This window comes from Streptomyces sp. NPDC021115 (genome assembly GCF_044333065.1).
Classification (GTDB): Bacteria; Actinomycetota; Actinomycetes; order Streptomycetales; family Streptomycetaceae; genus Streptomyces.
The window spans coordinates 73,067-94,233 of the sequence record NZ_JBIRQF010000026.1; the positions used below are offsets into that span (position 1 = coordinate 73,067).

General features: G+C 70.0%; 22 protein-coding genes and 3 pseudogenes. 11 read left to right on the forward strand and 14 right to left on the reverse strand.

The genetic code is table 11. The features are described from left to right. Position 1: 1 nt before the first annotated feature. Together ACH4TL_RS41990 and ACH4TL_RS41995 are read right to left on the reverse strand one after the other, a co-directional pair. Positions 2 to 1,564, reverse strand: coding sequence for an ABC transporter substrate-binding protein (locus ACH4TL_RS41990; protein ID WP_398329431.1), 1,563 nt, complete (start codon positions 1,562 to 1,564; stop codon positions 2 to 4). 127 nt (positions 1,565 to 1,691) lie between these two features. Further along, on the reverse strand, positions 1,692 to 2,576 hold the full coding sequence (locus ACH4TL_RS41995; RefSeq protein WP_398329434.1) for a methyltransferase domain-containing protein: 885 nt from the start codon (positions 2,574 to 2,576) through the stop codon (positions 1,692 to 1,694). A gap of 195 nt (positions 2,577 to 2,771) precedes the next feature. Here ACH4TL_RS41995 and ACH4TL_RS42000 point away from each other — a divergent pair, with 195 nt between their 5' ends. Further along, positions 2,772 to 3,017: a hypothetical protein gene (locus tag ACH4TL_RS42000; protein WP_398329437.1), complete on the forward strand. Its 246-nt coding sequence runs from the start codon at positions 2,772 to 2,774 to the stop codon at positions 3,015 to 3,017. 21 nt (positions 3,018 to 3,038) lie between these two features. On the opposite strand, the gene ACH4TL_RS42005 is transcribed toward ACH4TL_RS42000, so the two are convergent. Then, on the reverse strand, positions 3,039 to 3,659 hold the full coding sequence (locus ACH4TL_RS42005) for an L-threonylcarbamoyladenylate synthase (protein ID WP_398329440.1): 621 nt from the start codon (positions 3,657 to 3,659) through the stop codon (positions 3,039 to 3,041). 150 nt (positions 3,660 to 3,809) lie between these two features. Between ACH4TL_RS42005 and ACH4TL_RS42010 the strand changes: the two genes are divergently transcribed. Then, positions 3,810 to 4,505, forward strand: coding sequence for a type 1 glutamine amidotransferase domain-containing protein (locus tag ACH4TL_RS42010; RefSeq protein WP_398329443.1), 696 nt, complete (start codon positions 3,810 to 3,812; stop codon positions 4,503 to 4,505). Positions 4,506 to 4,518: 13 nt separating this feature from the next. Beyond that, positions 4,519 to 4,812: pseudogene (locus ACH4TL_RS42015) on the forward strand (transposase); the annotation flags it as partial. 132 nt (positions 4,813 to 4,944) lie between these two features. On the opposite strand, the gene ACH4TL_RS42020 reads toward ACH4TL_RS42015, so the two are convergent. Beyond that, positions 4,945 to 5,874, reverse strand: coding sequence for a LysR family transcriptional regulator (locus ACH4TL_RS42020; RefSeq protein WP_398329446.1), 930 nt, complete (start codon positions 5,872 to 5,874; stop codon positions 4,945 to 4,947). 114 nt (positions 5,875 to 5,988) lie between these two features. Here ACH4TL_RS42020 and ACH4TL_RS42025 point away from each other — a divergent pair, with 114 nt between their 5' ends. Both ACH4TL_RS42025 and ACH4TL_RS42030 read left to right on the forward strand, forming a co-directional pair. After that, entirely contained in the window at positions 5,989 to 6,516 is a 528-nt protein-coding gene (locus ACH4TL_RS42025) for a DapH/DapD/GlmU-related protein (protein ID WP_398329506.1), read from the forward strand. Next, positions 6,509 to 6,940 carry a transposase gene (locus ACH4TL_RS42030; protein ID WP_398329449.1) on the forward strand — a complete coding sequence of 144 codons (432 nt, stop codon included), beginning with the start codon at positions 6,509 to 6,511 and terminating at the stop codon, positions 6,938 to 6,940. Before ACH4TL_RS42025 ends, ACH4TL_RS42030 begins: the two co-directional genes overlap by 8 nt. Before the next feature lie 120 nt (positions 6,941 to 7,060). Here ACH4TL_RS42030 and ACH4TL_RS42035 read toward each other — a convergent pair. From ACH4TL_RS42035 to ACH4TL_RS42075, 9 genes and pseudogenes are all read right to left on the reverse strand, one after another. Continuing rightward, positions 7,061 to 7,819 (reverse strand): annotated as a pseudogene (locus ACH4TL_RS42035) (class I SAM-dependent methyltransferase); the annotation flags it as partial. 15 nt (positions 7,820 to 7,834) lie between these two features. After that, on the reverse strand, positions 7,835 to 9,943 hold the full coding sequence (locus ACH4TL_RS42040) for a SpoIIE family protein phosphatase (RefSeq protein WP_398329509.1): 2,109 nt from the start codon (positions 9,941 to 9,943) through the stop codon (positions 7,835 to 7,837). Continuing rightward, entirely contained in the window at positions 9,913 to 10,512 is a 600-nt protein-coding gene (locus ACH4TL_RS42045) for a hypothetical protein (RefSeq protein WP_398329512.1), read from the reverse strand. Before ACH4TL_RS42045 ends, ACH4TL_RS42040 begins: the two co-directional genes overlap by 31 nt. 94 nt (positions 10,513 to 10,606) lie before the next feature. Then, a pseudogene (locus tag ACH4TL_RS42050) lies at positions 10,607 to 10,864 on the reverse strand (dihydrodipicolinate synthase family protein); the annotation flags it as partial. A 9-nt stretch (positions 10,865 to 10,873) separates the two neighbouring features. Next, positions 10,874 to 11,614 (reverse strand): GntR family transcriptional regulator, encoded by a 741-nt coding sequence (locus ACH4TL_RS42055; RefSeq protein WP_398329452.1) that lies wholly within the window; start codon positions 11,612 to 11,614, stop codon positions 10,874 to 10,876. An 82-nt stretch (positions 11,615 to 11,696) separates the two neighbouring features. Further along, positions 11,697 to 12,944 carry an NAD(P)/FAD-dependent oxidoreductase gene (locus ACH4TL_RS42060; protein WP_398329455.1) on the reverse strand — a complete coding sequence of 416 codons (1,248 nt, stop codon included), beginning with the start codon at positions 12,942 to 12,944 and terminating at the stop codon, positions 11,697 to 11,699. Positions 12,945 to 13,148: 204 nt separating this feature from the next. Continuing rightward, the gene (locus tag ACH4TL_RS42065) at positions 13,149 to 14,006 is read right to left on the reverse strand and encodes a class I SAM-dependent methyltransferase (RefSeq protein ID WP_398329458.1); all 858 of its coding nucleotides are present in this window, start codon (positions 14,004 to 14,006) and stop codon (positions 13,149 to 13,151) included. 24 nt (positions 14,007 to 14,030) lie between these two features. Next, positions 14,031 to 14,378: a VOC family protein gene (locus ACH4TL_RS42070; protein WP_398329461.1), complete on the reverse strand. Its 348-nt coding sequence runs from the start codon at positions 14,376 to 14,378 to the stop codon at positions 14,031 to 14,033. Position 14,379: 1 nt separating this feature from the next. Beyond that, the gene (locus ACH4TL_RS42075; RefSeq protein WP_398329464.1) at positions 14,380 to 14,559 is read right to left on the reverse strand and encodes a CopG family transcriptional regulator; all 180 of its coding nucleotides are present in this window, start codon (positions 14,557 to 14,559) and stop codon (positions 14,380 to 14,382) included. A gap of 170 nt (positions 14,560 to 14,729) precedes the next feature. Here ACH4TL_RS42075 and ACH4TL_RS42080 point away from each other — a divergent pair, with 170 nt between their 5' ends. After that, the gene (locus ACH4TL_RS42080; RefSeq protein WP_370443954.1) at positions 14,730 to 14,807 is read left to right on the forward strand and encodes a 50S ribosomal protein bL37; all 78 of its coding nucleotides are present in this window, start codon (positions 14,730 to 14,732) and stop codon (positions 14,805 to 14,807) included. A gap of 90 nt (positions 14,808 to 14,897) precedes the next feature. On the opposite strand, the gene ACH4TL_RS42085 is transcribed toward ACH4TL_RS42080, so the two are convergent. Further along, on the reverse strand, positions 14,898 to 15,929 hold the full coding sequence (locus tag ACH4TL_RS42085; RefSeq protein ID WP_398329467.1) for a LacI family DNA-binding transcriptional regulator: 1,032 nt from the start codon (positions 15,927 to 15,929) through the stop codon (positions 14,898 to 14,900). Positions 15,930 to 16,156: 227 nt separating this feature from the next. On the opposite strand from ACH4TL_RS42085, the gene ACH4TL_RS42090 reads away from it, so the two are divergent. From ACH4TL_RS42090 to iolC, 5 genes are all read left to right on the forward strand, one after another. Next, complete coding sequence (locus ACH4TL_RS42090) at positions 16,157 to 17,188, forward strand: sugar ABC transporter substrate-binding protein (RefSeq protein ID WP_398329470.1); 1,032 nt, start codon at positions 16,157 to 16,159, stop codon at positions 17,186 to 17,188. Then, complete coding sequence (locus ACH4TL_RS42095; protein ID WP_398329473.1) at positions 17,188 to 18,264, forward strand: ABC transporter permease; 1,077 nt, start codon at positions 17,188 to 17,190, stop codon at positions 18,262 to 18,264. Before ACH4TL_RS42090 ends, ACH4TL_RS42095 begins: the two co-directional genes overlap by 1 nt. A 4-nt stretch (positions 18,265 to 18,268) precedes the next feature. Further along, positions 18,269 to 19,201: an ATP-binding cassette domain-containing protein gene (locus ACH4TL_RS42100; RefSeq protein ID WP_398329476.1), complete on the forward strand. Its 933-nt coding sequence runs from the start codon at positions 18,269 to 18,271 to the stop codon at positions 19,199 to 19,201. Continuing rightward, positions 19,185 to 20,042, forward strand: a complete 858-nt coding sequence (locus ACH4TL_RS42105; protein ID WP_398329479.1) for a sugar phosphate isomerase/epimerase family protein — start codon at positions 19,185 to 19,187, stop codon at positions 20,040 to 20,042. Before ACH4TL_RS42100 ends, ACH4TL_RS42105 begins: the two co-directional genes overlap by 17 nt. Before the next feature lie 147 nt (positions 20,043 to 20,189). Beyond that, positions 20,190 to 21,167, forward strand: coding sequence for a 5-dehydro-2-deoxygluconokinase (iolC, locus tag ACH4TL_RS42110; RefSeq protein ID WP_398329482.1), 978 nt, complete (start codon positions 20,190 to 20,192; stop codon positions 21,165 to 21,167).

Genomic DNA, 21,167 nt, shown 5'->3' on the forward strand with positions numbered 1-21,167 from the left:
GTCAGCGGCTCCCCGCCGGTACGGGCCGGACCTCGGCCAGCCGCATCTCGTCCCCTGTGGCGGAGTCCGGGCGGTACCGCACCGAGGGCGACAGGCCGAGCAGCCCGCGCATGTGGGCCAGGTAGGCGTACTGCGCGACCTTCTCGTTCTGGTAGGCGAGCACAGTGGCGAAGGCCCGCTGGCGGGCCTTGCCGGACAGCGCGTTCGCCGCGGCGATGCGCTCGTCCAGTCGCGGGGTGCCGAAGGTGGACTGCGGGCCGTCGCTCTTCAGGTACTGGCTGGTGGTGAAGGCCGCGTCCCCGGCCTGGTTGCCGTGCATGATGAGCAGCGCGATCGGCCCGACGCCACGGGGGAGCGGGCGCAGCTGGTACTGGAGGTGGGTGGCGGTGTCGGCCATCCGTATCCGTACGTTCAGCCCGATGCGCGCCATCTGGTACTGAAGCGCCTCGGCCACCTCCGCGATCCCGGCGAACTGGCCGTTGCGCGCGACGAGGGTGATCCGCCGGTGGACGGGCACGCCGTCGGCGGCCGCCCGCTCGACCAGCGCACGGGCCGCGGCCACCCGGTACGGGGTGGTGGCGAGGCCGTCGTTGTGGCCCACCACACCGGGCGGGACGAGCTGCGCGGCGGGCTTGGCGAGTCCGCCGAGCAGGGCGTCGACGATCCCCGTGCGGTCGATGGCCATGCCGATCGCCTTGCGCACCCGGATGTCGTCCAGCGGTGCCTCACGGCCGTCCAGCCGCAGGGCGGTGGTCTCGTTGTTGGGGTAGGCGACGGTGGTGTCCTTGTCCGCGTCCACGGGGTCCAGCGCCGTCGCGATGTCGGCCTCGCCCTTGTCGATCATCGCGGCCCGGACGCCGGCATCGCCGCGCCAGACGTAGCGGGCCCGGGGATAGGCGGGGGCCTTGCCCCAGTAACTGTCGTTGCGGGCAAGGGAGATCGAGACCCCGGTCTCCCACTTCCGGACGGCGTAGGGGCCGGTCCCGACCGGTATGCGCACCTTGGCCCGGGTGTCGGTGGTGCGCGGCACTATCTCGATGAAGCTGAGCCGCAGCGGCAGGATGGGGTCGGCCTTCTCCGTGGTGACGGTCAGCCGGGTGGGGCTGACGGCGCGCACGCCGAGCTTCTCGTCGCCGAAGACATAGCCGTCGACATTGCAGGCCAGGTCCGAGTTGACGGCGCGTTCGATGGAGAAGGCGGCGTCCTCCGCGGTGAACTGGCGTCCGTTCTGGAAGGTCACGCCCGAGCGGATGTCGAAGGCCCACGTCGTGGGCTTCGTCTGCCGCCAGCCGGTCGCCAGCAGCGGTTGGAGCTTGCCCGATGTGGGGTCCCGTTCCACCAGCGGTTCGGTGACGTTCGAGCGGACGACGACCCCGGTCGCGGTCAGCGACGACTCGCAGGGCTCCAGCGTCGGGGGCTCCTGGGTGAGCACCACCCGCAGGGTGCCGCCCGCGCTCCCGGCATCGCCCGCGGCGTCGCCGTTCGCCACGGCACACGCGCTGGTCAGCAGCAGCGTCCCCGAGGCCACAAGGGTGAGCACGGTTCGCGCCCGGTCGGATCTCATCCTGGCCCCCGAGACTGTCCATATGTGCGTACTCGGTCTGCATTTATAAACGCCGAAGCTAAGGCGGTGCTGGCGGGGCGTCAAGAGATGTGACGGAAGCGGCCGTTGGGCAACGAGGGGCTGTGTCTCACCGGCGGGCAGTGGTGAGCACTCCCGTGAACGCGGCGAGAAACGGGCTGTCGTGGGCCGCGGCGGCCTGAGCCTCCAGCCAGGACCGGAGCTCGTCGCGTCCGCCGGATTTCCCTTCGCCCGGCCCCCGTTCGCCCGGCCCCCGTTCGCCCGGCCCCCGTTCGCCCGGCTCCCGTTCCAGGGCGAGGCGCAGGGTGTCGTGCACGATGCGGCGCCACACCGGTTCGTTCACGGAGAAGGAAAACGGGACTGCCGCGACCTCCGCCATGCCACGCGCCGTCAGCTCCAGCGGGATCTTCCGGCCCGCCAACGGCTGGGGAAGCGCCTGGTGCAGCAGATCCTCCAAGGGGCGCACCAGCGTATCGCCGTCAGGCCCGGGCGACAGCATGGTGGCACCGTAATCGAGCTCGAACAGCACCAGGCGCCCACCCGGGCGCAGGAGACGGACCAGCAGGTCCAGCAGTTCGCCGAAGAGCGGCCCCGGCGCGTACATCAGCACCCGTTCGGTGCGGACCGCGTCGTACGAACCCTCCGCGAGCCCCGACGTCTCCAGTGCCGCGTGGACCCAGGTGAGGTTGGGCGGCGGCGGGACGGCGCGCCGCCGGGCCGTGCGCAGCAGTTCCGGATTCTGGTCCAGCCCGGTGAAGTCCGCGTCCGGGTGCTGCCGGGCCAGCCGGGTCACCTCCAGCCCGATGCCGCATCCGGCGTCCAGTACGCGCATGCCGGGGCGAATGCCGAGTGAACGTCGTATGGCCCGGTGGACGGCCCGCACCCCCGGCAGCCGGTCGACTTCGTCCAGGAAGTCGGTCAGGGCGGCCGGGTCCGCGCGCAGCGGATCGCGGAACCCTTCGTGCAGGTCGGCTCTCGGTGAAGCATCGGTCATGGCTGGTCCTCACGGCGTCGGCCAACGAGCGGGGACTGATGGAGCCATTCGCCTCAACGGTAGCCCGTGGAGCCCCGATACGGCCGGTCCGCGGCGGCATGTGTGAAGGGGGTGTGATCGGTGGGCCCTCGCCACTCGGCGGGGCGGCGGATGACCTTAGACTGCCCTCGTCTTCAAGTCGATCAGGAGCACCACATGCAACGCCGCCTCGCCCCCGCCCTCGCTCTCGTGGCCGTGACCGCCCTCGCATTGACCGGGTGCGCACAGGACTTCGAGAAAGGCCCGGAGGGGAAGGTCACCGAAAAGGTGAAGGACGGGAAGAAGTTCTATCTGGTCGTGGACCCCGCTAAGGGGGGCGACGAGAAGAAGTTCCGCGTCAGCAAGTACGACTACCACGACTGCAACCGGGGTGCGAAGTACCCCAAGTGCATCGACGACTAGCCCTCGCCGGGGCCTCGGTCCTTATTCGAACCGCGTGGTGTCGCCCGCTCCCCTCCGCACGATCTGGGCCTCACCTTCGGAGAAGTCGATGACCGTGGTCGGCTCGGTGCCGCACTCTCCCGAGTCGATCACGGCGTCCACCACATGGTCGAGCCGTTCCTTGATCTCCCAGCCCTGGGTCATCGGCTCGTCCTCGCCGGGCAGCAGCAGGGTGCTGGACAGCAGCGGCTCGCCGAGGGCGGCGAGGAGCGCCTGGGTCACGGTGTGGTCCGGAATGCGCACGCCTACCGTCTTCTTCTTCGGGTGCGGCAGCGCACGCGGCACCTCCTTCGTGGCGGGGAGGATGAAGGTGTAGCTGCCGGGCGTCGCCGCCTTGATCGCGCGGAACACATCCTTGTCGATGTGCACGAACTGACCCAGCTGCGCGAAATCCTGGCACACCAGGGTGAAGTGGTGACGGTCGTCGAGATCGCGGATCGACCGGATGCGGCTGATGCCGTCGCGGTTGCCCATCTGGCAGCCCAGCGCGAAGCAGGAGTCCGTCGGGTAGGCGACCAGCGCGCCGGAGCGGATCCTGTCGGCCAGGTTGCCGATCGTGCGCGCTTGGGGATTGTCGGGGTGAACATCGAAGTACTTCGCCATCCGCCGAGCGTAATCGATCGTCGGGATCAATCGTCGGGATCATGCGCAGAGTGATGACGCGAGGCGGTGTCACCGCGGTGATTGGATCTTCAACGACCGGCGGACCTAGTGTGCGGGGCAGGCACGAAACACCGCTACGAGGAGAGCACCATGGCGAAGATCCTTTTTGTGATGACCGGAGCCGACGCATGGACGCTGGCGGACGGCAGCAAGCACCGCACGGGATTCTGGGCGGAGGAGGCCGTCGTCCCGCTGGAGGCCTTCAAGAGCGCCGGGCATGAGGTCACCGTGGCCACTCCCGGCGGCGTGGTGTCCCCGGTCGACCCCGTCAGCCTGGCTCCGGAGGCCGCTGGTGGCGCCGAGGAGGCCGAGCGGCTCACCACGGTGGTGGAAACCGCCGCCGAGTTCCAGCGCCCGGCCGTCCTGGCCGATGTGCGGCTGGAGGACTTCGACGCGGTGTACGTCCCCGGTGGCCACGGCCCCATGGAGGACCTCGCGGTCGACGCCGACTCCGGGCGGATCCTGACGCGGGCGGTGGACCGGGGGCTGCCGGTGGGCGTGGTGTGCCACGGCCCGGCCGCGCTGCTGGCGGCGGTCAAGGAGGACGGCACCAACGCCTACGCCGGTTACCGGATCACCGCGTTCACGAACACCGAAGAGCAGCTGGCGGGCAGCGCCGCGGCCGCCAAGTGGCTGCTCCAGGACCGGCTGACCGATGCCGGAATCACCGTCGAGGCCGGCGAGGCGTGGGCCCCGCACGTAGAGGTCGACCGCAACGTCGTCACCGGCCAGAACCCCGCCTCCTCCGGCCCCCTCGCCACCGAGCTGCTCAAGAAGCTCGGCTAGGCATGTTGGATGTGTGGATGCACACGAAGTGAACCGTGTACGGGCCGGGCTGGCGTCATGCGTAGCTGATGTGTTCGCCTCAGTGCCGCGCAAGGACCAGCGGGCCAAGGGTGACTGCTGACTGCGGGGGCTGATGCTGGGCGGCCGCCGCAAGTCGATTCAGGCCATGGCCGGTCGGCTGCCGGACGGCAACGGGCAGAACCTTCAGCAGTTCGTGAACCAGTCCACCTGGGACCCCGTGCCGGTGCAGCGTCGGATCTGCGCACGCATGCTGCCGCTCATCGCCCCGGCGGCCTGGGTGATCGACTCCTGGCCGGGCTGGCACCACCATGTCACTCTCGTGACCGCCGCCCACGCCTTCCTCACCGCCTGCCACCAACCCCTGCCCAGCAGGACACCAAGTTCGAGAGAACCTGGGCCGTGTCTGTCAGTTCGGTGGTCAGCGGGCTACCCAGTCCGGTGCCCACGCGTCGTGCGGGGTTCGCGGGCCTGCAGCGCGCAGATGGTTGCGTAGCGCGGTCAGCACAGGGTGCTGGTCTCCGCTGCGGAACAGCAGCACGTGCGGGTAGACCGGGGTCGGGTCGTGCAACGGGATGCGCCGTAGGTCGTGGGTCTGGGGCCACAGGTACCGGTCCCCGCTGCCGACGAGGGTGGCCAGCGAGGCCGAGTCGGCCAGAGTGTCCATCAGTGCCTCGTCACCGAAGTTGGGGCCGAGTGCGTCGATGCTCAGGCCGAAGGCCTCGGACAGTGCCTGGTAGAACGCTGCCCACTCCGTGCTCGGCCTGATCCCGGGGATCCAGATGCGGTGACCGCCCAGGTCCGCAGGACTGAGCCAGGGCACGTCAGCCAGGGGGTGGCCGGGGCCGACCAGGAGCTCCAGGGGTACGTCCAGAAGTCGTTCGGCGCTGATCCCGGCCGGGACCTGGGCTGCTGGCAGGGCACGGAAGGACGCGTCGACGGTCCCTTCGAGCACCGCCTGGACGGCCTGGGCGGCGTTCTCCTTGCTCAGCGTGACCGCGTCCAGGTCCGTCTCGGGGTGGGAGCGGTAGAACCGATAGACGGCCTGGGCCGGGGAGATACGCCGATTGAGGACGTCGACGCGCAAGGGACGGCTTCCGGGGCGCACGGCCTGCTCGGCCTGCTCGATGGCCGCCAGGACTTTCTTGGCGTGCGGCAAGAAGACCTGCCCGTCCAGGCTCAGCCGGGAGCCTCGGGACGTCCGCACCAGGAGCGTGACCTCGATGTGCCTCTCCAGGGCCGCAATCCGCTTGGAGACCGCCTGCTGGCTGATCCCCAGTTCGTCGGCCGCGGCCTGGAACTGGCCGGTCCCGGCGACGGCCACGAACGTCCGCAGTGCTTCAACATCCACGCTTCCACCCTACTTCCACAACCATTGGTTGTGTCTGGTGTGGTGGAGGGTTGTTTGATCAAGTGTTCTGCGCGGTGGTGGGATCAGCGCATGTCTACCCGCACAGAGCAGGTCATGTATGTCCAGACGCTTGAGTTCGCGCGCCATGCGGAGCGGATCGTGGAGGTGACTGATGTGACGTCTCGACTGAACGTGCTTCCGTTCAGCGACAGCGAAGGTCGCGCGGAACTACTTTCTGTTGTGTTCGGCGGCCCGCTGCCGGAGTCGGTGGTGATCTACCCGCCGTTCTTTACCGAGAACGGGCTGAACACGACGTTCGGGGAAAACGTCTTCGTCAACCAGGGATGCACCTTCATGGACAAGGGGGGCATCCGTATCGGGAACGGCGTCATGATCGCCCCCAAGGTCAGCCTCATCACCGGAGGCCATCCACTGCCCCTGGCCAAGCGCCGCGAGTACCTCTCCTTCGCCCCGATCGTCATCGAGGACGACGTCTGGATCGGGACGGCTGCCGTGATTACGCAGGGGGTGACCATCGGCGCCGGTGCGGTGGTCGCTGCCGGTGCGGTGGTCACTCATGATGTCCCTGGCGGCACCGTGGTCGCGGGAGTGCCCGCCCGGGTGATCAAGACGATTGGCTGAGCCCGGCCGGGCCGCCGGCCCGGCTGCGCAGCACCTCTGCGGTCTGATCCTGATGCCTCGTAACGCCCGGCTGACCGACCGGCAGTGGGATCGCATCCGGCCTCTGCTGCCCTCCAGTACCGGTTGTCGCGACAGGCCGCGGGCCGATCAACGCCTCATTGTCGAGGCGATCGTCTACCGGTATCGCACCGGTGTTCCTTGGCGAGACCTCCCAGCCGGATTCGGATCCTGGAAGACCGTGTGGGCCCGCCACCGCCGCTGGGCCGCCGACGGGACCTGGGACCGCGTGCTCCGGCGTCCTGCCGACCGCGCAGACGACGGCGGGCTGATTGACTGGCGGGTGGCCGTCGATCCGGTGGCCTGCAAGAACCGCAATGTGGTCGAGCGGTCCACACGCCTTAACGGAGTCCTGCTAGTGCCGTGACCTGAAACGATCACCGGGTCGGTGGTCGTGGCGGTTGGGGGCCGGGTCTTCGCCCGCGACGAGTTCGGACCATTCGGGATCCGGCCCACCGCACCGCCTCACCGCTGCCGCACAGCGTCGGGGGCGGAGCGCCACCAAGAGATCGACCACGTAGGTCTCTACCACCTCCTGGCGAGGAAAGATCCTGCTCAGCCGCTCCCGCTCATCGACGAAGAACGCGTGGCGAGCGGCCTCTTCGAGGACGAGGAATGCCGAGCGGCTGCCAATGTTGGCGAGATGCGTGTCCAGAGCGACGGTCCGGCTCCAGCGCACTTGACGGCGCACAACCCGCAGCCCCCTCAGCCCCGCCAACCGGATGGCATCGCTGTCGGAAGGGCGCACCGCAGACCTTGGCTCCACCCCGCAGTGGCGCGCGATGCGCGCGTGCTGCTCGCGGATCCACGGCACGTCGAAGGCCGTGGTGTTCCACCAGATCGCCAGCGCACCGCCCGCCCGCAGGACACGCAACGCCTCCGGGACGGACCGGCCGGGGTCGGTCCACTGCCAGGACTGCGCATACGTGATGAGGTCGCAGGAGGCCTCGGCCAGCGGCAGAGCGTTACCGTCACCTCGCACGACCGGCACCTCAGGGAGCGCCCGGTGGAACTCGCCGGCCATGGCCTCACCCGGCTCCACACCGATCACATCGGCACCCCGCTCCCGCAGCAGCACGCTGGCGATTCCGGTACCCGCGCCGACATCGGCGACCCGGGCACCCGCCAGACGACAGCCTGCGAACTCCTCGATGGAGTCCAAGAGCGCGGCTGGATAAGAAGGCCGACTCGCCGCGTACTGAGCCGCGGCTGCGTCGAACGACTGGGCGCGGGAACTGGCGGTCATACCCTCATCATCGCGTCAGAAGCGAGGTGCCGCGTTCCCATGAGGCGCAAGACCGGAATCCTGGTCGGAGGCCGGGAGCTTCTGCTCGCACCAGATGGTTTTCCCGGCGGTGGTCTGGCGTGTGCCCCAGTTGTGGCTGAGCTGGGCCACGAGCACCAGGCCGCGGCCGCCCTCGTCGAAGACACGGGTGCGGCGCAGATGGGGCGTGGTGCTGCTGGCGTCGGACACCTCGCAGATCAGCTTGCGGTCGCGGATCAGCCGCAGCCGGATCGGCGTGGCGCCGTAGCGGATGGCATTGGTGACCAGCTCGCTGACCAGCAGCTCGGTGATGAACGCCAGATCCCACAGCCCCCAGGCGTCGAGCTGTTCGACGGCCAGTTTCCGGGCCTGCACCACAAGGGCCGGATCGGCGTCGAGGTCCCAGCTGGCGACCCGGTCCGGGGTCAGGGCGTGGGTACGGGCGAGCAGCAGCGTGATGTCGTCCGCCGGGCGGTCGGTCGCCAGCGCCCGCAGGATGGTGTCGCAGGCCGCGTTCAGTGACACCTCCGGCACCGACAGGGCGTCGCACAGCTTCGTCAGCCCCACGTCGATGTCGCGGTCGCTGGAGCGCACCAGACCGTCGGAGTACAGGGCGAGGACACTGCCCGGGGCCAGGTCCAGCTCGGTGGTCTCGAACGGGAGGCCGCCCACGCCGAGGGGCGGGCCGGTGAAGCCGAGCACCAGATCGGCCCGGCCACCGGGGGCGACGAGGACGGGCAGCGGGTGTCCGGCCGAGGCCATCGCGCAGTGCCGGGAGACCGGGTCGTAGACCGCGTACAGACACGTCGCCCCCACCCCGCCGGTGATCGCCGTGTCCGCGTCCATGTCCTCGTCGGGGCTGGTGTCCCGCTCGTCGTCGGTGAGATGGACGACCAGGTCGTCGAGGTGGGTGAGGAGTTCGTCGGGCGGCAGATCCACATCGGCCAGGGTGCGCACGGCGGTGCGCAGCCGCCCCATGGTGGCGGAGGCGTTGATGCCGTGGCCGACCACATCCCCGACGACCAGCGCCACGCGGCTGCCGGAGAGCGGGATCACATCGAACCAGTCGCCGCCCACTCCGGCCCGGGAATCCGCGGGCAGATAGCGGGAGGCCACGTTGACGGCCGTTTGCCCGGGCAGATGCCGCGGCAGCAGGGCGCGCTGGAGTGCCAGCGCTGTGGCCCGCTCACGGGTGTAGCGGCGCGCGTTGTCGATGGCCGTGGCGGCCTTGGCGGCCAGTTCCCCGGCGTCGGACAGATCGGTGTCGGTGAAGGGCCGGGTGTCCCGCGTACGCCAGAAGCCGACCGTCCCCAGCACACTGCCGCGCGCCCGCAGCGGGGCCGTGATCAGCGACCGCATGCCGTAGTCCAGCACCGCCCCGGCGGGCTCGGGGACCAGCGTCTGCCAGTCGACACAGGCCCGCAGGTCGGGCTCGATCCTCGGGTGGCCGACCGGCGATCCGCGGGCCCGAGGGTCGGACAGGGCGAGCCTGGGCGGGCCGTCCACGGGGAGCAGCGGATGGCCGGAGCGGACCCCGGTCAGCGCCACCCGGCGCACCTGCGTGGCGCCGCCCGAGGGCACGTCCTCCCCGGCCAGGACGCACACCGCCAGATCGACGGTGACGAAGTCGGCGAACCGGCCCACCGCCACCCGCGCCAGCTCCTGCGCGGTCCGCTCCGCGTCGAGGGTGGCGCCGATGGCCGTACCGGCGTCGTGCAGCAGCTTGAGGCGGCCGTGTGCCGCCTGGGCCCGGTCGCGCTGGCTGAGGGCACGGACCGCCAGCTCGGAGACGGCGAGTCCGATGACGAGCAGCAGGGCGGCCGTCCAGCCCTCCTGGGCGCTGGTGACGGTCGCCGCGCCCCACGGCCGGGTCAGGAAGAAGCCGAACCACACGGTGGCCGACAGGGCCGCCACCACTCCGGCGCTGCGGTAGCCCAGGGCGGCAACCGCCACCACCACCGACACCAGCACGAGAGCCGCGTCGGTCCGGGGAAAGGCGGTACGGAACGGCACCAGCAGCAAGGAAACGATCAGCGGCCCCACCAGGGCGAACGCCATCGCTGTCCGGAAGTTGCTCAGCCAGCGCACACCAGGCCACTTACCCACCCGAATGCGGATGTACCGCATCGGGCGCGGGCGGTTCGGGGGAGGTGGCGGGACGGACCTCCGCGAGCGCGCGGTCGAGTGCTCGCCGCTCTCAGCGCGGCGAGGAACAGCGCGACGCTCGCCACCATGGCCCCCATGTACCAGGGGAAGGCCCAGCTGCCCGGCCGCTGCACCCCGCTGACGTGCATGAACCAGCCTCCGCGCGCGGTGATGACGATCCACGCCACCAGAAAGAGGGCGGACAGGGCCCGTCCCGTGCCCCGGCGGACCCAGCCGCTGCGCACCGAGGTGTAGGCCCCGTACACGGCGAGTCCCGCGAGGGTGATGATGAGCAGCTGGACGAGCGAGGAGAAACCGGCGGCGTAGACGATGAACAGCCCGGCGGCGTACTCGGTGGGCGCCCACACGCGATAGGCGGGCAGCCACCATGTGCCGCGGAGGTCCGGCGCGGTGCGGCGCAGCACGGGCAGGATGGCGCTGCCCATGAGATAGCTGAGCACCAGCCCGGCGGAGACGACGGACACCAGCTGGTACCAGCTGGGGAAGGGCAGCAGGAACAGCGCGCTCACGACGAGCGCGGTGATCAGGGAGACCCACGGGATGCCGTACCTGTTGACCCTGGCCAGCGGCGCGGGGGCATAGGCGTCGGCCAGTCTCGGCGGTGCTCAGCGCACCGGTGCCCGCGACGACCGGGACCCGCCCCGCGGCGGCCTCGACGTACAGCTCGGTCACGTGCTTGCGCTCCGCGGTGCTCAGGGTGGTGAACTCACCCGTGCTGCCGCCGGGTACGAGACCGCCGATGCCACCGGAGATGATGTGCTCGGCCTGGCGCCCGACACCCTCGGCGTCCACGGCCGTTCCGTCCGCGGTCAGCGGTGTGACGACGGCGGCGAGGACGCCGGTGAACTGCGGGGCATTCATGGAATCTCCTCAACTCTCGAATTTCTGGGGGGACTTCTCGGGGGACTGCTGGGGGTCTCGCATGAGGTGGACGAGTTCTTCCGCACTCGACCGGATGTGCAGGTCCACTTCGGCGCGGATGCGTGTCGCGTCGCCGGATTCGATGACCTCGACCAGCCGCCGGTGCAGTTCGAGGTCGCGCTGGGGATCGTCACGGGTGAGCTGGTCGACCGTCATGGCCATCCGGATCTGGGCGGCGACCAGCGGCCAGATCTTGGTCAGCATCGCGTTGCCCGACGCCAGCCACAGCGTGCGGTGGAACTCCAGATGGGTGAGGTCGGCCGCCACCGGATCCGCCCGCCGCACGGCGGCCTCGTGGTCGTCCAGGGCCTGCCGCAGAGCCGCCACCCCCGCGCCCCGGGGGTCCTCGGCCAGCCGGAGCGCGGCCATGGTCTCCAGGGACACCCGGACGTCCGCGAGGTCGAGCAGCACCTCGGGGCTGGTCTCCGCGACCCGGATCCCCTTGTACGGCTCCTGGACCAGGGCTCCCTCGTGGATGAGGGCGTGCAGGGCCTCCCGCAGGGTCGGCCTGCTCACGTTCAGCACGGCGGCCAGCTCGACCTCCTTCACCCGCTGGCCCGGGGCGAGTTCCCCGGCCAGCAGCGCGCGGCGGATCGCCTCGACGACCTCCTCCTTGCGGGTGCCGCCGCTGACCGGCCGCAGCGCCCGGTTCGCGGAGCCTGCTGCCGACGGTGCGTCCGGCTGAGCCATGTGAATACCCCTTGCTCTGTGCTGACGGCGGGTGTCCGCCCCGACGTGCCCATCCTCGCCCGGTCGGGCGGGGGTGGTGGCGTCATCCACGGGTGAAACGGCCGGGGGAGACGGTTTCCGCCACCGGGGGAGTGCGCCGCCGGGTGATGGCCTCAGTGATGATCTCCGCGGTCGCGGGGGCCAGGGTGAGCCCCAGCATTCCGCGGCCGGAGGCGACGTAGACGTTCTCCAGCGGGTCGAGCCGCCCGATGACCGGCAGGCCGTCGGGGGTCATCGGCCGCAGCCCCGCCCAGGGCGCCGCCTCTCCCGTGGGGCTGCCCCAGCCGGGGAGCGCCTCGGCTGCGGCGCGCTTGATGGCGGCGATACGACGGGGCCGGATCCGCTCGTCCAGGCCGCCGAACTCCATCGTCCCGGCCAGTAGTCGCACCATTCCGTTCAGCGGTGTCACGGCGACCCGGGCGTCCTCCAGCGTGAGCGAGGTGCGCAGGTCGACGGGGGCGGGGGAGTAGTCGACGCTGTAGCCCTTGCCCGGCCGGGTCGGCAGGGGAACGCCCAGTTGCCGGGACACCCGCCCGGTCCACACCCCGGCGGCCAGCAGCAGCGCGTCCCCGGTGAACTCGCCCTTGTCGGTCAGCACACCCGTCACTCCGTCGCCGCGCCGCAGGACGCGCCGTACCGGGGTGTGTTCGTGGATCGTCACCCCCAAATCCCGGCAGCGCCGCACCAGTCCACGGGTGAGGGAGTCCGGCTCCACCTGGCGGTCGTCGGGGAAGTACAGGCCGTGGCGGATCCGGTGGGACAGCGCGGGCTCCCGTACGCGGACGGCGTCCCCGTGCAGCCGCTCCGGGACCGTGCCGAACCGCTCGAAGACATCGAGCGCGCCCAGTTGCTCCTCGTAGCGCTTCCGGCTCTCGAAGGCGAGCAGCACACCGGCCCGGTGCATCTCGAAGCCGATGCCGTCCTCGGCCCAGCCGTCGAGGAGGTCCACGGTGCCCTCGGCCAGCCGCAGATGGGTCTCCAGCCCGCTGCGGAAGGCCCGGTCGGTGCAGTGCGCGGCCATGCCCAGAATGAACCTCACGAAGGACGGAGCGAGCGAGGGCCTGATGTACAGCGGGCTGTCCGGCTTCAGCATCCACCGCAGCGACTGGAACACGACGCCCGGGGCCGGGACGGGGCCGCTCTCGGCGAGGGCGATCTTGGCCGCGTTGCCGTGGGAGGCGGCCGACCCCGCGCCCCGGGCCTCCAGGACCACCACCTCGCAACCGCTTCTGGCCAGGCGGTACGCGCTGGCCGAACCGACGACACCGGTCCCGATCACGATGACGCGCATGGAGTCGCGCCCTCCTGACAGTCCTCGCCTGGAATGCAGATTGTCAATTTGCGTCGAGCACGCTAGGTGTGGCGTTCCGGGAGCGTCAATAAGGCGCCGCGAAGTTTGTGGTGGCGGCACACGCGAAAGGGGCCCGTCATGGATGACGGGCCCCTGAGCTGCGTGGTGTCCCTGCGCCCGGGTGTGCCAGCTGGATTCGGGAGGTCAGGTGGTGGCCACCAGCAGGTCTTCTCCGCTTGATGGACGCAGGCCATCGGCGCGGTCGGCGAAGTAGCGCGCGGCATGCGAGGCCCCCGACACATGGCGGGCGTCCCGGAAACCGGCCTCGCGGGCCAGGGCCAGCATCTCCCGCGGGGTGTAGAAGCTGAGGAACGGCGTCCCGGACGCCCGGGCGCCCTCCGCGCTCGCCCGGAGCCCGGGCCGGTCGGCGTCGTCGACGAGTTCGACCGGCAGCAGAAACGTCATGGCGAACGTCGACCCGGGAGCGAGCCCGGCGATCCGGCGCAGGGTGGCGGTGGTGGCGTCCTCGGTGAGGTACATGCTGACGCCGGTGGACACGATGACCGCGGGCTGCCCGGGATCGAACCCGGCAGCGGTCAGCCGCTCCAGCCAGGACCCGCCCGCTTCGAAGTCGAACGGCACCAGACGCAGCCACTCCGGGATGCCATAGCCGAGTTCGGTGAGCCGTCGGCGCTTCCACGCCTGGGGGCCGGGCTGGTCCACCTCGAAGGTCCGCAGCCGGGAGGCGATCTCCGGCCTGCGCTGGGCGAAGGTGTCCAGGCCCGCACCCAGGATGACGTACTGGCCGACGCCGCGCCCGGCCTGCTCCGCGATCAGATCCTCGATGAACCGCGCCCGGGCCACCATGGCCGCCCGGAAGCCGCTGGTGGCGTCCGGATCCATGTCCGGCCGCTCCCGCCACCCCTCACCGGGCGCCACCAGTCGCAGCCCGATCTCGTCCTCGACCACATGCGGTAGCGCGTCCACCTGGACATGCATGGCCCGCCACAGGGCCGTCCGCGCCGCGGTGCTGTCCGGCGCCTCGATCTGCTCGTCCGTCATGGTGTCCTCACCCTTCGCCGCGGATCATTTCCCGGCGGGAGCCTGGAGGCTCCACAGCCGCCCGTCGGGGTCGCGGACGGTCATCTCCCTGGTCCCGTAATGCGTGTCCTCGAATGGCGTGACCACCTCGACGGCGGCCGGATCGGGCTGGAACGCGTCCGCGTCGGCAACCTTCAGCACCATCCGCGTCTCGGGCTCCTGGTCCTCGGGGACCTCGGCGATGAACACATAGGGCCCGTCGCCGTTGCGGAGCTGGCCGGAGTTGTGGTCCGTCGCGAACTCCAGCTCGTAGCCGAGTGTCTGGAAGAACTTCGCCGCCTTGCCCCAGTTGTGCGTCGTGAGGAACACGGCCTCGATGCCTTCGGTTGCCATGTCAGCTCTCCTGCTCGGTCGATTGCTGTCCGGACCCATCGGCGTCGTCGAGATAGGCGCGCAGCGCGTCGGCGACCAGCGCCGACAACGACGAGCCCGACTCGATGGCGCGGTACTTGACCTGCTTGATCAGCCCGATCGGCAGGTACACGTTGAACTGCTTGACGTCCTCATCGCCCACACAGGCGATGCTAGCATCCTAGCAAGCTAGGCCATCGCGCGACCGTGGCGTGAGGTGCTTCACAATGAAATGAGGGGTGACGTGGTGCGAGGTGGGTACGCGCGCCATGATCACCGCGTGAAACATCGATGTGATCGGCACAGGTAGAGCATCGTTGGAAGGAGGGCGACATGTCGTCGAAGCGACGTCGCAAGAAGAAGGCCCGTCGTAAGAACGGTGCCAACCACGGTAGCCGCCCCCAGTCCTGATCTGAGGCGCTCTGCCGAGTGGCGATGAGGGACTCCCTGCGCAGGGCGCGTGGGGAGTCCCTCGTTCTGTGACGAGCTGTGGCGAGCGGGTCAGGCGGGCTCGGCCACCGTGCCGCGGACGACGAGTTGCGGGCTCAGGACGACCTCGCGGAAGGCGGTGCGGCCCTGGTCGAGGCGTTCGACGGCGGCGGTCACCGCGTGCCGGGCCTGCTGCTCGGCGTTCTGGCTGACCGTGGTCAGGTTGAAGCAGCTCAGCCGGGAGAGGGTGTCGTCGTCGTATCCGGCCACGGACACCTCGCCGGGGACGGCGACACCGGCGCGGGAGAGGGCGGCCAGGACACCGATGGCGCACTGGTCGTTGAAGGCGACCACGGCGGTGGGCAGGGTGGCGCCGTCGAGCAGGTGGCGGGCGGCGCGCTCGCCGGCCGCCTCGGTGTTGTCGCCGCGCAGGACCGTGATGTGGGCGTCCAGGCCGTGGCGGCGCATGGCGGTGCGGTAGCCGCGGCGCCGGTCGGTGGCGATGACGCCCTTGCCGCCGTCGACATAGGTGATGGCGCGGTGGCCGAGCCCCACCAGATGGTCGACTGTCTGGCCGACCCCGTCGTCGTCCGCGGTGCGGACCACGTCCAGCTGCTCGTCGGTGATCCGGCGGCCGACGACGATCACCGGGGCCTTGCGGTCGAGCGAGGCGAGCGTGTCGGCGGGGGAGGTCGGGCCGAGGAGGATCAGGGCTTCGCTGCGGAAGGCCAGCAGGGTCTCGACGGCGGTGTGCTCGTCGCGGGTCCGGGTCAGGGTGCTGAGGACGAGGTCGTAGCCGACCTCCTCGGCGGCCGTGTGCAGAAAGTCGACCACTTCGGCGTGGTACGGGCTGTGCACGTCGACCATCACGCCGAGCAGCCGGGTGCGCCTGCTGGCGAGCAGGCTGGCGGTGCGGTCCGCCTGGTAGCCCAGCTCGGCCGCGGCCTTCAGGACGCGCTGCCGGGTGCGCTCGCTGGGGCCGGACACACCGCGCAGCACCAGGGAGACGGACGCGGTGGACACACCTACGCGGGCCGCCACGTCCTCGAGTCGGGGGCGTTTGTTCGCGCCGTTCTGGCGGCGCTCGGAATCGGCATCGTCCACCTGTACCTCCCGGCCGGCGATCTCCTCGCACAACGCCCTTGACACGCTCTCGAAACGAGTCGATAGTACCAGCACTTAAAGCGCTTTAATCGCTCTTGGCCGGTCCCGGTCACATCTGGTCGTCCCGGCGAAGCGGGTTCGCGCATACGGCACCACACGGCCGTGCGCCCGGCTTCCGTCCGCTCTCCCTCCCGTCCCCCTTCCAGCTGCACAGTGAGGTGCGCGCCATGAACCGCGTTTCCCGTACCCGTTCCCGTTCCCGCTCCCGAAGAGCCGTCCCCGTCGTGGCCGTGGCCGCCTCGGCCGCCCTGGTCCTCGCGGGCTGTTCCAGCAGCTCCGGCGGGAAGAAGGCCCAGGAGGCGGGCGACAACGTGTCCGCGGGCAAGGCGTCCACTCCCCGGATGAGGATCGCGATGGTCACCCACGCGCCCGCGGGCGACACCTTCTGGGACACCATCCGCAAGGGCGCCCTGGCCGCCGCCGCCAAGGACAACGTCAAGCTCATCTACTCCAGCGACGAGAACGCGGGCGACCAGGCCAACCTGGTGCAGAACGCCATCGACCAGAAGGTCGACGGCATCGCCGTCACCCTGGCCAAGCCGGACGCCCTGAAGGCCGTGGTGGCCAAGGCCGAGAAGACCGGTATCCCGGTCGTCGGCTTCAACGCCGGGCTGTCCGTCTGGAAGAAGCAGGGTCTGCTGTCGTTCTTCGGCCAGGACGAATCCGTCTCAGGGCAGGCACTCGGCAGCAAGATCAACACCACCGGCGCCAAGCACGCCCTGTGCGTCATCCAGGCCCAGGGCGACGTCAACCTCGAAGAGCGCTGCGCCGGAGTGAAGAAGACCTTCCACGGCAAGACCGACATCCTCTATGTCAACGGCACCGACATGCCGTCGGTGAAGTCGACCATCAACGCCAAGCTCTCGCAGGACAAGTCCATCGACGAGGTGGTCACGCTCGGCGCCCCGTTCGCGCTCACCGCCGCGCAGGCGGCGTCCGAGGCGGGCAGCAGGGCGAAGGTGGCGACCTTCGACCTCAACAAGGACCTCATCTCCGCCATCGAGAAGGGCAGTGTCCAGTTCGCCGTGGACCAACAGCCCTATCTCCAGGGCTACTTGGCGGTGGACTCGCTGTGGCTCTACAAGAACAACGGCAACTACAGCGGCGGCGGTGAAGAGCCCGTGCTGACCGGCCCGGCCTTCGTGGACAAGTCCAACGTCGACACCGTCGCGAAGTTCGCCGCGAAGGGCAACCGGTGATGAGCATGGCCCAGCAGGCGGCCCCCGCGGTGACCACGCCACCGGCTCCCGGCTCGAAGCCGACCGACGGCCGGACCACGCGGCGCTCCCTGGTGTTCAGGCTGCTGGCCCAGCCGGAGGTCGGGGTCTTCCTCGGCGCCGTCGCCGTTTTCGTGTTCTTCCTCGTCGCGGCGCCACCGGTCCGCGACGCCGGGTCGATGGCCAACATCCTGTACCAGTCGTCGACGATCGGCATCATGGCGCTGCCGGTGGCGCTCCTGATGATCGGCGGCGAGTTCGACCTGTCGTCCGGCGTCGCCGTGATCACCTCGGCGCTCACCGCGAGCATGCTCAGCTACCAGCTGACGCTGAACGTGTGGTCGGGCGTGATCATCGCCCTGGTGGTGTCGCTGGCGGTCGGCATGTTCAACGGCTGGATGCTGGTCAGGACCGGTCTGCCGAGCTTCCTGGTCACCCTCGGCACCTTCCTGATCCTCCAGGGCGTGAACCTCGCGGTCACCAAGCTGGTCACCGGCAATGTGTCGACCGACGACATCAGCACCATGGAGGGGTTCGACCAGGCCAAGGCGCTGTTCGCCTCCTCGTTCGACGTCGGCGGCGCCCAGGTGAAGATCACCGTCGTATGGTGGCTGGTCTTCGCGGCCCTGGCCACCTGGGTGCTGCTCCGCACCAAGTACGGCAACTGGATCTTCGCCGTCGGCGGCAACAAGGAATCGGCCCGCGCGGTCGGCGTCCCGGTGACCTTCACCAAGATCTCGCTGTTCATGCTGGTCGGCTTCGGCGCCTGGTTCGTCGGCATGCACAACCTGTTCTCGTTCAACACCGTGCAGTCCGGCGAGGGCGTGGGCCAGGAATTCATCTACATCGCCGCGGCGGTGATCGGCGGCTGTCTGCTGACCGGTGGCTACGGCTCCGCGATCGGTCCCGTCTTCGGCGCCTTCATGTTCGGCATGGTCCAGCAGGGCATCGTCTACGCCGGCTGGAACCCCGACTGGTTCAAGGCGTTCCTCGGCGTGATGCTGCTCGGCGCCGCCCTGATCAATCTGTGGGTCCGCCGCACGGCGACCCGGAGGTGACCCCATGACCACCACCAACGCCACCCACACGGCCCTCGCGGACGCCGCGCCCGGGGACGGCGCCGCCATCGTCGAACTGCGCGGGGCGGGCAAGTCCTACGGCAACGTCCGCGCCCTGCACGGCGTCGACCTCACCGTCCGCCCCGGCCGGGTGACCTGCGTCCTCGGCGACAACGGCGCGGGCAAGTCCACCCTCATCAAAATCATCTCCGGACTGCACCAGCACACCGAGGGTGAATTCCTCGTGGACGGCGCGAAGGTGCGCTTCACCACCCCCCGCGAGGCCCTCGACAAGGGCATCGCCACCGTCTACCAGGACCTGGCGACCGTGCCGCTCATGCCGGTGTGGCGCAACTTCTTCCTCGGCTCCGAGATGACGAAGGGACCCTGGCCGCTGCGCCGCCTCAGCATCGAGAAGATGAAGAAGACCGCAGACGAAGAGCTGCGCGACATGGGCATCGTCCTGGACGATCTGGAACAGCCCATCGGCACCCTCTCGGGCGGCCAGCGCCAGTGCGTGGCGATCGCCCGCGCCGTCTACTTCGGCGCCCGCGCGCTGATCCTGGACGAGCCGACAGCGGCCCTCGGGGTGAAGCAGTCCGGCGTGGTGCTGAAGTACATCGCCGCCGCCCGCGCCCGCGGCCTCGGCGTCATCTTCATCACTCACAACCCGCACCACGCCTACATGGTCGGCGATCACTTCAGCGTGCTGCGTCTCGGCACCCTCGAACTCAGCGCCGACCGCAGCGAGGTCGGTCTCGAAGAGCTGACCAACCACATGGCCGGCGGCGCCGAACTTGCCGCGCTCAAACATGAGTTGGCGCCGGTCCACGGTGTCGACGTGGACCGGCTCCCCGAAGCGGCGGACCTCACGGCGCCCACCGCCGTGCCGTCTCCCCACGACCCGGAGGCATTCCCCCATGAAGATCTCCCTTGATCCCTACATGCTCCGCGACATCCCGCTCCTCGAACTGCCCGCCGTGATAGCCGAGTTGGGCTACGAGTGGATCGAGCTCTCCCCGCGGGAGGACTTCATCCCCTTCTTCCGCCACCCGCGTGTCGACGATGCCACCGTGGCCGCCTTCCGCAAGGCGCTGGACGCGGCGGGCGTCGGGATCTCCTCCGTCCTGCCCCTGTTCCGCTGGTCGGGGCCGGACGAGGACGCGCGGCAGGCCGCCGTCCGCTACTGGAAACGCGCCATCCAGATCACCGCCGATCTCGGCGTGGACAGCATGGTGTCCGAGTTCAACGGGCGCCCCGAGGACCCGGACCGCAGTGAGGCCCAGTTCTGGAAGTCCATGGACGACCTGCTGCCGCTGCTGGAGCGGGAGGGCATCCGCCTCGCGCTGGAGCCGCATCCGGACGACTTCGTCGAGAACGGCTACGACGCCGTCAACCTGATCCGGGGCATCAACCACCCCAACGTCGGCTTCCTGTACTGCGCGCCGCACACCTTCCACATCGGCGACGACGCGCCCGGCATCATCCGGTACGCGGGGGACCTCCTCACCCATGTCCACCTGGCCGACGCCCTGGACCACACCGCCTCGTCCGGCCTTCGCTACATCCTCAACCCGCCCGGGACCCCGGCCCGTGTGCACCAGCACCTCGACATCGGCCAGGGCGAGGTCGACTTCGGTGAGCTCTTCCGCGAGCTGCGCGCGAACGGCTTCGACGGCACCCTCACGGCCTGCGTCTTCGCCTGGGAGGAGCGGGCCAGGGAGTCGTCCGTCTTCATGCGCCGGACGATCGGCGAATACCTGGCCACCTGGTCCTGACGGGTCGTGGCCACCAGGTCGCGCAACACCGTAGTGACAACCTATTGACATGACATTTACGCGAGGGCATCGTACTCGCAGAAGCCGCGTTTAAAGCGCTTTAACTCCGCCATCCCCGGGCCCGCAGAACCGAAGGGAAACCGCGTTATGCCGTTGGAAGTGCTGACCATGGGCCGTGTCGGAGTGGATGTGTATCCGCTCCAGACCGGCGTGGGGCTGGCGGAGGTCACGTCGTTCGGCAAGTACCTCGGCGGCAGCCCGAGCAATGTCGCCGTCGCCGCCGCCCGCCACGGCCACCCCTCCGCCGTGATCACCAAGACGGGCCGTGATCCGTTCGGGGACTTCGTCCGCACCGCGCTCGCCGGGTACGGAGTCGACACCCGCCACGTGGGGACGTCGGACATCGCGCCGACGCCGGTGACCTTCTGCGAGATCTTCCCGCCGGACGACTTCCCGCTCTACTTCTACCGGCTGCCCAAGGCCCCGGACCTCGACATCCGCCCCGACGAACTGGACCTCGACGCCGTGCGCGACGCCCGGATCTTCTGGGTCACCGGAACGGGGCTGTGCGACGAGCCGAGCCGTTCGGCCACCCTCGCCGCGCTCGCCCACCGGGCGAAGGCGGGGACGACGGTCTTCGACCTCGACTGGCGGCCGATGTTCTGGAACGACCCCCGCCAGGCGCGGACGTACTACGCCGAGGCCCTGCGACACACCACCGTGGCCGTCGGCAATCTCGAGGAGTGCGAGGTGGCGACCGGCGAGACCGAGCCGTACGCCGCCGCCAAGGCGCTGCTCGCCGCCGGTGTGGAGCTGGCGGTGGTGAAGCAGGGCCCCAAGGGTGTGCTGGCCGTCGGCCGCGACGGCTCGGCCGCCGAGATACCGCCGGTGCCGGTGGACGTCGTCAACGGCCTCGGCGCGGGGGACGCGTTCGGCGGCGCGCTCTGCCACGGCCTGCTGGCCGGATGGGACACCGGCCGTACGGTCGCCTTCGCCAACGCCGCGGGCGCCATCGTGGCGGGCCGTCTGGCCTGCTCCGATGCCATGCCCACGGAGGCCGAGGTGGAGGCGAAGCTGCGCTCCGCGGGCCCCGCCTCCGCCGCCGGCCCTCAGCGGAAGGTGTGA